Origin of the sequence: Methanofastidiosum sp., assembly GCA_013178285.1 — an archaeon.
Classification (GTDB): Archaea; Methanobacteriota_B; Thermococci; order Methanofastidiosales; family Methanofastidiosaceae; genus Methanofastidiosum.
In genome coordinates, this window is record JABLXD010000049.1 from 1 (window position 1) to 9,153 (window position 9,153).

A 9,153-nucleotide genomic window follows, 5' to 3' on the forward strand; every position below is an offset into this window, starting at 1 on the left:
TTTCTCCAGCAGAGCCATTTGATTTTCATATCTTATTTTTCCCTTGTGAATGTCCATGACCTTAACATTTGGCAGTTAAGATATATACATTCTCCCAGTGATTTCGTATTTATTAAATTGGCTCCCCCGGGGCTTCCGATTTCTATTAATTTTTAGACTAAAAATTTAAGAATAATAAAAAACAAATAAAAAACTATCTTCAAGGTCTCTTCAGAAGATTTCTTATTTTTTCTTCGCGGCTGGCTTTTTGGCCTCTGGCTTCTTTACCGCTGGCTTTTTTTCTACCTTCTTTTCTTTCTTTTTTTCTGCCATATTTTCACACTCAGTAGTTATTAACTACCACCATACGTAAATCATTTGTTATATATAAAGTTATTGGATACCATTATTCTTAAATGAAAACAATTAATTTTATGGGAAAAATCTATGATTGCCTGATAGTTCCAGAAATAGTTTTCCATAAATAAAGTCAAGAAGAGTTGATACAAATATCTTCTTTATATTTAGATTATTTGTAATATGTGCCCCTATTTATTAAATTTATACTAATTCCCAATTTATTCTTTATTTAGTTATAATTAATATTAAATATACTTGTATACAAATTATACACATGAAGGATGCTGAAGACATAAAGTATACCAATCAGAGAATAGAAATTTTGAATTTTCTTCAGAATAATTTTACTCATCCAACAGTAGATGATGTCTATGAAGGCGTAAAAAAGAAACTAACAAGGATTAGTAAAGCTACAGTATACCAGAATCTTAAGTTTCTTGCTAACAAGGGCTTAATTCAAGAAGTAAATATCAAAGGAGTTTCAAGATTTGAACCAAACTTAACCCCCCATCATCATATAATCTGTAAAAATTGTGGCTCTATAATAGATTTTGAATCAAAAGAATTAACTGACTTTTCTTTAGATTTAATCAAAAAAATAAAAGAATTTAAGGTTGAATCCACTAATACTAATTTCTTTGGAATATGCAATAAATGTAAATAGATTAACTTTAATTTTCCAAATCTTGATGCATATTATTTAAATATGTTAAATACAATAAAAGTAAAAGGTGAGTTAATGCCCGTAGTGGATGAAAATGTTCCTTTAACAAAGAAAAATATTGAAGTTGTACTGAATTATCTCTCATATTTTGAAGATGGAAATAATAAATTCTTTGATATTATAATGCCTAAACGGGATGGGGGCAATATAGTTGAGTATATTTATGTTACCTATTCTCCAAAATTTATGGAATTTTACAGAGAGTTGCATGAGCAGGGATTTGTTACAAACTTTAATTGGCTTGATTCTGGAAAAGACTTGGAAGATTTATCCCAGTATTATGAACTTTTAGAAGATGCCGACCTTATAACTTTAAGAAGAATTTTTACAATGATTGTAAGGCATGATAAGCATAACGAAGGATTTTTTGCTGATGTGATTGATAGTGGTTTACTTTTAGCTATGCTCAATAGACTAAAATTACTAAATGAAGAAATAGACTAAGCAATTGGGATAGTGTCATGGAAAATAATTGTTGCCCAAAATGTGGATCAGAAGTTAAATCTAATTCCAATTTTTGCAAAAAGTGTGGTGCTGACTTGATAAAAATATCAGAAATAATAAACGACGGAGATTTGTTCTTTAATCAAGGTAAATACCAAGACGCACTTGATTGCTATCAAAAAGCAATTAAATTAGGTAAACACAATGCTCTTGCTTGGCATGGAAAGGGAAATGTTCTTTTAAAGCAAGGTGAAAATTCTGAGGATGTAAATCTATGTGTTAAATGTCATTTATGTCCTGTTTTATCAGAGGCGTTTTATCAAGACTCAGTTAAATGCTATGATAAGGCGATTGAGATAGATCCTAAATTTAAAGATGCCTGGTACAAAAAAGGAGTTGCACTTGAGAAATTGGGAAAATTTATAGAATCAAAAAAATGCTTTGAAATTTCAAAAGAACTAGAAAAATAGATTAACCGTAGCGGATTTTAAGTGCAAGCACTATAAAAACTAAAACTAATGACACGCCGTTAGCAACTAGGATTGGTGTATTTTTTATAAAAATTCCATAAGAAAACCAAAGTAAAATTCCAGTGAAAAAGATAATATACATCAAAAGGGATATGTCCTTTGTTTCCTTAAACTTCCAGGTTTTCATCACCTGAGGGACAAAAGAGATTGTGGTGAGAGTTCCAGCCAATAGGCCTAAGAGTGTTACAATTTCCACAATTCTTAGAGTATAGGATCCTCTTAAAAGACTTTAGATTTAAATCTCGGCTATATTTAATCATCTAATAAGTTAATCTTATTTTGAATTAGGTAGTATCAAAATCGAAATGCAAATGTAAGAAATCAATTGCTTTCAATTCTTTTTTATGTTATTTGTCCTTATTAGTTAATTTTATATCTTATTGTTTAGATTTTTCATTATGAGTATCGAGGAAGAGGTAATCCTTGTCGTTGATTTTGGAAGTCAGTATGCACATTTAATAGCAAGAAGAGTTAGAGAGCTCAAAGTATATTCTGAAATTGTTTTCCCAGAGATAACAATTACGGAGATTCAAAAATTATCCCCCAAAGGCATAATACTATCTGGAGGTCCAAGGAGCGTTTATGAAAAGGATTCGCCTCTTTTAAGTGATGATGTTTTTGAATATATTCTAAAAAAAGGCATCCCAGTTTTAGGTATATGTTACGGTCACCAATTACTTGCGTTCAAGATGGGCGGGAATGTAAAAGGTGAAAAGAGAAAAGAATACGGTATTGCAACAGTTGAAATACTTGATTCTGAAGGAATATTCAAAGATCTTGAAAAGAAAGAAACAGTTTGGATGAGTCACGGTGACCAAGTTATTGAATTACCTCCAAATTTCATTGTGACCTCTAAAACGGAAACCTCTCCAATAGCCGCTTTCAGGAATACTTCTAAGAAAATTTATGGATTGCAGTGGCATCCAGAGGTGGTACACACAAAGAATGGTAAAAAAATATTATCCAATTTTGTCTATAATGTTTGTAATTGTAATGGCACCTGGGACTTATCTGATTTTATTGAAGAAACTGTTAACAAAATTAAAAATAAAATAGGCAATGGAAATGCCATAATTGCTTTAAGCGGAGGAGTTGACTCTTCAGTTGCAGCTGCAATAACAGAAAAAGCAATTGGGAATAGGCTCTATGCAGTTTTTGTCGATCATGGACTGTTGAGAAAAGGCGAGGCAGAGGTAGTGTCAAAGGCTTTTTCAGGTCACGATATTAACTTTAAAAAAATTGATGCAAAAAATAGATTCTTTGAAAAGTTAGATTGTATCACAGACCCAGAGAAAAAAAGAATGATTATAGGTGAAGAATTTATCCGGATATTCGAGGAGGAGGCAAAAAAGATAGGGGCTGAATTCCTTGTCCAGGGAACTATTTACCCAGATGTAATTGAAAGTGGTAGGTCTCAACATGCAGACACTATTAAATCTCACCATAATGTTGGAGGGCTTCCAGAATCGATTTCATTTAAAGAGATACTTGAACCCTTAAGAGATCTATACAAAGATGAAGTGAGGGAAGTGGGGAGAAAACTTGGGCTTCCAAAAAAGATAATTGATCAGTATCCGTTCCCAGGCCCTGGACTTGCCGTTAGGATAACTGGGCCTGTCACAGAAGAAAATATTAAGATTTGTAGGGATGCTTCAGCCATTGTAGAAGAAGAGTTAGAAAAAGCCTTGATTGAAAATATATGGCAAGCATTTGCAGTTACTCTTGAGGACAGGGTAGTCGGCGTTGTCGGGGATCAAAGAAAGTTTGGCAGGATAGTTGGGCTTAGGATAGTGGAATCTCAAGACGCAATGACCGCTAACTTTAAGAAACTTCCATGGGATTTACTGGAAAATATTTCAACAAGAATAACTAATGAAATACCCGAGGTAGTCTCTGTCGCTTACTTCATAAGTCACAAGCCACCGCAAACAATAGAGCCCTGCTAGTTGATTGATATGGTTCTCCTTGATATTAAGGACAATATAAAATACATTTCTGTTGATACAAATATCGGAGTAATAAAGTCTAAAGATCGCTGTATTCTAATAGATGGGGGGGGCAGCAAAGAAGATGGGGAACAAATTATTAGATTGTTAGATGAAGAAGGCCTAGTTCCCGCATCTGCAATTATAACACACGGTCACTGGGATCATTTTTATGGATTACTTAAAATGAAGGAATCATTTCCTGAATTGAAAGTTTATTCTTCTTCTATCGAAAAAGCATTTATTGAAAATCCTTACTTAGAGTTTTATTCATATTTTTCATCCACATCTCCATTGAAGGTATCTGAAACTCCTTTGAATTTTAAAGGGATAAAAGTAGACGGGGTAATTGATAAGGGCAATGTAAAAATCGATGAAGAAGAGGTGGAAATTATACCTCTTTCAGGCCACTCCCCTCTGGGAATAGCAGTGCTATACAAAGGAGTATTATTTTCTGGAGACTGCCTTTATTCTGTTCCAGCACTTAATATGTTCAAAATGCCATTCTATACTGATATTGAGTCACAGTATAAAGATCTAGATATTCTTTCCAACTACCAAGTTGGTTACTGCCTTCCGGCTCATGGCCTTCCCATCAGGGGCGCTAAGAATTTTAAAAATGCATTAGTTGAAAACAAGAAAAAACTAGAATCTTTAGAAAAAATGATTTTAGATCTGATTAAAGAAGCAAAAAGTGAGGAGCAGCTGAAAAAAGAGATAGCAGAGAAGCTATCGATAAAGTTTGACTTTACAAAATATATTTATGTTACTATCACAACAAAAGCTTTTCTCCACTATTTATATAATACTGGAAAAGCTGACTTTGAGATTGAAGGTGGCATCTTGTTCTGGAAGAATTAACAGAAATCTTTTAAGCGTTAATAATAGTAATTTTTTATGAACAGATTGGGCGTAATTATTGTTCTTTCCTTATTCTTTTTGTCTATATTAGGCCCAAGTTTTACAGAAGCCGCTACTTATGATGTTATTGTAGTTAGAGGCGATATTTTAATTGACTATACGGTTGCCCAGGCTTATTCACAAAAAGAAAAGATACCAATCCTTATAACAGATCCAAAAACACTTTCAGGATCCTCAAAAAAGGAACTTATGGGATTCTATGATGAAGGTGCAAGAAATGTTCTAATTATAGGTGGAACAACAGATGCCATTTCAGAAAACATTGAACTTGACATATCTAATATTGGATTTGAGGTCACAAGAATATGGGATTGGGATAGAGCAGGCACAGCTGCACGCGTTGCCATAGATTTATGGAAATCATCCAGGGAATCAGTGATTATCAACGGAAATATAGAGGAATCGTACCTCATTGCTTCAAAGTTTGCAATGAAAAGGGGAATACCTATCCTAATCACAAATGAAAATTCACTTCCCGCTTCTACCGAAGATGCTTTAGAAAAAATTAATGCGCGAAAAGTCTATGTTGTTGGCCCTATGATATCAGAGAATGTTGTAGCTAGTTTCGCATCAAAAGGTATTTCTGTCGAAAGACTTGGTAAGGACATTAATATTTCTGAGGTCATTGATTTAGAAGAGGAAGGATTAAATCTAAAGATTGACATAATTTCAATGTTTGCGGGGTTGATAGTCGGTGCAATGTCCTTATTTCTGATTCTTAGATTAAAGAAAGATAATTCAGTGCCGGTATTTGTCCTAACAGAAGATGAGAGAAAACTTGTACAAGCTCTGAAGAATGGGGAAGATAGACAAGAAAAACTCCCCGAAGCTACTAACTTTTCTAGGCCAAAGGTCACAAGGCTTGTTATGGACCTTGAATCAAAGGGCATTATATTCAGAGAAAAGAAAGGAAAGACATATAAAATAAAGCTAGATAAACCCATCAAGGACACTCGATAGGAGGATTATCATGAAATGTACATCATGTAAGAGAGAGATTACTTCAAATGAGCAGGCCGTTCAGTTTCCCTGCCCTTCTTGTGATGAGATTGTAATAAGATGCGAAAGATGCAGAGTACTTGTAAATAAGTTTCAATGCAAGTGTGGAGAATTTGTTGGACCATAAAGGTGTTTTTGATGGCCGATTTTAATTTAAGCATTACAGCAATGATTATGCCGGACTCTCCTGATGTTGATATCGGGGTAATGAAAAAAGCAATTGAAGATGCAGTGCCCCAGAATATGAAGCTTCACAAAATTGAAGAGATACCAATTGCATTTGGCCTCGTATCTTTGAAGGTAATGCTATTGGGGAAGGATCAGGCAGGCGGAACTGACGAACTTGAGAATAACTTGTCAAGCATTGAGAATGTTACTCAAGTTGAAATAACTGACGTAAGAAGACTTGTCGGTTAATTTTTTATTTTAATTTTTATAAAATTTTATTCAATCTTTTCTGAAAACCACAACTTTTATAACGAATAAGTATTAAAAATAATTGGTGATTTAATGGGCGAAGATGTCTATACTTATGAAAATACAGTCACTTGGAAAAAGGAAAAGATTGGGGATTTGAGTTGGGAAGGAAAGCCTACAATAGAAATTGCAACACCTCCAGAATTCAAAGGCCACGAAGGCATTATAACACCTGAAGATCTATACGTAGCTGCAGAAAACGTCTGTATTTTTACTACCTTTCTTTCAAGGTCAAAACTTGTCAACTGTAACTTTAAGAGTTTTAAAAGTGAGTCAAAAGGATTTTTGGAAAAATCTCCAAACGGGTATATATTTACTAAAATATTGATAAATGTTTATGTAACAGTTGAAACAAAGGAAGATATCCCAAGGGCAGAAGAAGCAATAAAACTTGCAAAAGAAAGATGCTTCATTGGAAACTCAATTAAAACAGAAGTCGAAATTAAATCATTTGTGGAAATAGCTTCATAATATTTTTTTTATTCCACCTATACCTTTTGATTTTGCTTCCCTGAAAATGAACTTGTCACCTTCGCTTAGATGGTAACTATTATATTTAAATTTCATTTTTATTAAAGCCCTGTCTCCTGTGGATAGATATTCTTGATTGTAAATCTTTTCAAAAGTAACAGTTTCAGATATAGTTTCAAGGTGTATTATTGGTTCATACCCTTCCTTTATTCTTGTCGGATGGTTTAATATGAAAACTTCGGCTAAGAATTCTCTTACTGGTTTACTTTCACCATTTTCATCTTTTACTACCATACCTCTTTTTATCAACTCAGCATCGATACCTTTAATGGCAATCCCAAGGATATCTCCTACTTCTCCCTTAGTTTGAACAAGGTGGTGCTGTTTAATCGATTGGCATGAAACTTTTTCATATTTATCATTAATTGGACCTAACAATAGTTCTTGCCCTTTTTTAACAATACCCTGCTTGACTCTCCCCGTTACAACTGTTCCTGTACCTCTTACTTTGTAGGTCTTATCAATGTACATCAAAAATGGTTTTTTGTATAGCTCATCGTTTGTTTTTTCAGGGAGATTTAAAAAAAGCTCATTTAATATATCTAGACCTTCTAAAGTTATAGAAGATGCTTTTATTATCGGGATCAAAAATCTTTCAGATACTTTCTTTGAAATATTCTGTGCAGTTTCTTTGTCCTTAACATTTAGCGGGACTTTTCCTACTCTTCTCAAAAGAGTTGAAACGTCTGATATAACCTTTTTTGCTTCATCGTAGGATACTTTGTCAATTTTCGTTATTACAATAATTAGAGGGATATCCATAGCAAGGGCAATACCAAGATGCTCCTTTGTTATTGGAGTCACTCCGTCGTCTGATGCCACGATTAAAAGCACATAGTCTACTCTCTGTCCAAGAATGCCTCTGACCGTAGTTCTAAGCCAAGGCGCATGACCCGGACAATCAACAAAAGAAATAATCTTTGTTGATCTGTCAATTAAATCGGCAACTTCTTTTTTGTTAAGTGGATTTTTAAGATATATCCTTTCTTCACCTTTAAATCCAAAAACAGCATGCGTTATCTCAGCAGTTAGACCTCTTTCAATTTCATGGGGGAGAAAGTCTAAAAATATTCTAGTTTTTCCAACGCCGTCATCTTCCATCCCCGTTAGAAGGGTTCCAATTAGTGTTGATTTTCCATGGTCTACATGCCCAATTGTTCCTATGGTTATATGTTCCTTTATGCCTTTTTCGGAATTATTTTCTTCTATAGTTACTCTGCCAAAAAATCCATTTTCATTGTATCTTTCTACTTCAACTATTCTAGCCCCAATACCTTCAGAGAGTTTCTTTATAACATCAAGAGTCTTCTCAAACTCCTCTTGAGATTGAGAGGCTACATTTCCGTCATCCGATACGCCTATTATATAGTAAGCTTTTCCCCCACCAGTTTTCAATCTGTATTTCATTTGGGAGGATAATCTTTCCTTTCTGTCCTTAAGTAGATGCTCATCTCCAAGTGCAGACTTGAACTCTATGTTCTTTCTCTCTCCTTTTTTTAGAATTTCGTGTATGTCGCCCTTCATTCGAAAGTACTACCTGAGACTACAATAAAAAGTTAACTACTATTAGAATTCGGTAATCGGTAAGCAATATTTATAGTTTTACACTTTTTGCATGAAAAACTTTAAATAGTTAAATTTATAAGTTGTAATGTACATTAGCATTAATGAGATGATAGTATGGTTGGCAATGATTATGATGACCTCAAAATGGAGTATGTCAAGCTTAAGCAGCAGCTTGACACCTTCATGCAGATCATGCCTCGAATGGGATACAGCGGCGCCCCTTTAGAATCGAAGGAGATTGTCACGAAGCTTGACGAGATCAAAGAAATATTAAGTGCAGCAGCAGTTGAAGAAGGGGGCCCTTATGAAGATCCTCTAGTTGGAAGGCTTGAAAAGCTAATAAATCTCTTAGAATCAAGCATGGTAGTTGAAGGCTCTGAGGAAGAAGAAGATAAATTTATGGAATCGCTATCCAAAGTTGCCGCAACTATGGAGAGGGTAGCAGAGTCAATCAAAATGAACACCGAAAGACTTCAGGAGATGGAAAAAACCTTTAAGACAATGGGCGAAACTTATGCATCAAAACAGGAGCATCCTAAAAAGATATCCTACGAGCCTGAAGAAAGATTTGAAAAAAAAATGGCCGAAGAAGTAAAAAAGCCAGTTTTTGAAGAAAAAAAAGAATCGCCAATAATTG

General features: G+C 34.1%; 12 protein-coding genes. 10 read left to right on the forward strand and 2 right to left on the reverse strand.

The window, feature by feature from the left end; all coding sequences use genetic code 11:
- Window positions 1-613: 613 nt before the first annotated feature.
- The 3 genes from HPY60_10590 to HPY60_10600 all read left to right on the forward strand — a co-directional run bounded on the left by HPY60_10590 (window position 614) and on the right by HPY60_10600 (window position 1,977).
- On the forward strand, window positions 614-1,003 hold the full coding sequence (locus HPY60_10590; protein NPV51624.1) for a transcriptional repressor: 390 nt from the start codon (window positions 614-616) through the stop codon (window positions 1,001-1,003).
- A gap of 75 nt (window positions 1,004-1,078) precedes the next feature.
- Entirely contained in the window at window positions 1,079-1,507 is a 429-nt protein-coding gene (locus HPY60_10595) for a hypothetical protein (GenBank protein ID NPV51625.1), read from the forward strand.
- A gap of 17 nt (window positions 1,508-1,524) precedes the next feature.
- Window positions 1,525-1,977: a tetratricopeptide repeat protein gene (locus tag HPY60_10600; GenBank protein ID NPV51626.1), complete on the forward strand. Its 453-nt coding sequence runs from the start codon at window positions 1,525-1,527 to the stop codon at window positions 1,975-1,977.
- Between the two features lies 1 nt (window position 1,978).
- Here HPY60_10600 and HPY60_10605 read toward each other — a convergent pair whose 3' ends face one another.
- Window positions 1,979-2,233, reverse strand: a complete 255-nt coding sequence (locus tag HPY60_10605) for a SemiSWEET transporter (protein ID NPV51627.1) — start codon at window positions 2,231-2,233, stop codon at window positions 1,979-1,981.
- Window positions 2,234-2,441: 208 nt separating this feature from the next.
- Between HPY60_10605 and guaA the strand changes: the two genes are divergently transcribed.
- From guaA to HPY60_10635, 6 genes are all read left to right on the forward strand, one after another.
- Entirely contained in the window at window positions 2,442-3,983 is a 1,542-nt protein-coding gene (gene guaA, locus HPY60_10610) for a glutamine-hydrolyzing GMP synthase (GenBank protein NPV51628.1), read from the forward strand.
- A gap of 9 nt (window positions 3,984-3,992) precedes the next feature.
- The gene (locus tag HPY60_10615; GenBank protein ID NPV51629.1) at window positions 3,993-4,883 is read left to right on the forward strand and encodes an MBL fold metallo-hydrolase; all 891 of its coding nucleotides are present in this window, start codon (window positions 3,993-3,995) and stop codon (window positions 4,881-4,883) included.
- 36 nt (window positions 4,884-4,919) lie between these two features.
- Window positions 4,920-5,903: a hypothetical protein gene (locus HPY60_10620; GenBank protein NPV51630.1), complete on the forward strand. Its 984-nt coding sequence runs from the start codon at window positions 4,920-4,922 to the stop codon at window positions 5,901-5,903.
- A gap of 10 nt (window positions 5,904-5,913) precedes the next feature.
- Window positions 5,914-6,069 (forward strand): DUF1610 domain-containing protein, encoded by a 156-nt coding sequence (locus HPY60_10625; GenBank protein ID NPV51631.1) that lies wholly within the window; start codon window positions 5,914-5,916, stop codon window positions 6,067-6,069.
- Window positions 6,070-6,110: 41 nt separating this feature from the next.
- The gene (locus HPY60_10630) at window positions 6,111-6,359 is read left to right on the forward strand and encodes an elongation factor 1-beta (GenBank protein ID NPV51632.1); all 249 of its coding nucleotides are present in this window, start codon (window positions 6,111-6,113) and stop codon (window positions 6,357-6,359) included.
- Between the two features lie 93 nt (window positions 6,360-6,452).
- Window positions 6,453-6,890 carry an OsmC family peroxiredoxin gene (locus tag HPY60_10635; GenBank protein ID NPV51633.1) on the forward strand — a complete coding sequence of 146 codons (438 nt, stop codon included), beginning with the start codon at window positions 6,453-6,455 and terminating at the stop codon, window positions 6,888-6,890.
- Here the strand turns inward: HPY60_10635 and HPY60_10640 are convergent.
- Entirely contained in the window at window positions 6,885-8,474 is a 1,590-nt protein-coding gene (locus tag HPY60_10640; GenBank protein ID NPV51634.1) for a GTP-binding protein, read from the reverse strand. The two genes, HPY60_10635 and HPY60_10640, sit on opposite strands and share 6 nt — an antisense overlap.
- A gap of 156 nt (window positions 8,475-8,630) precedes the next feature.
- On the opposite strand from HPY60_10640, the gene HPY60_10645 reads away from it, so the two are divergent.
- On the forward strand, window positions 8,631-9,153 hold a 523-nt coding region (locus tag HPY60_10645; GenBank protein ID NPV51635.1), incomplete at its 3' end, for a hypothetical protein.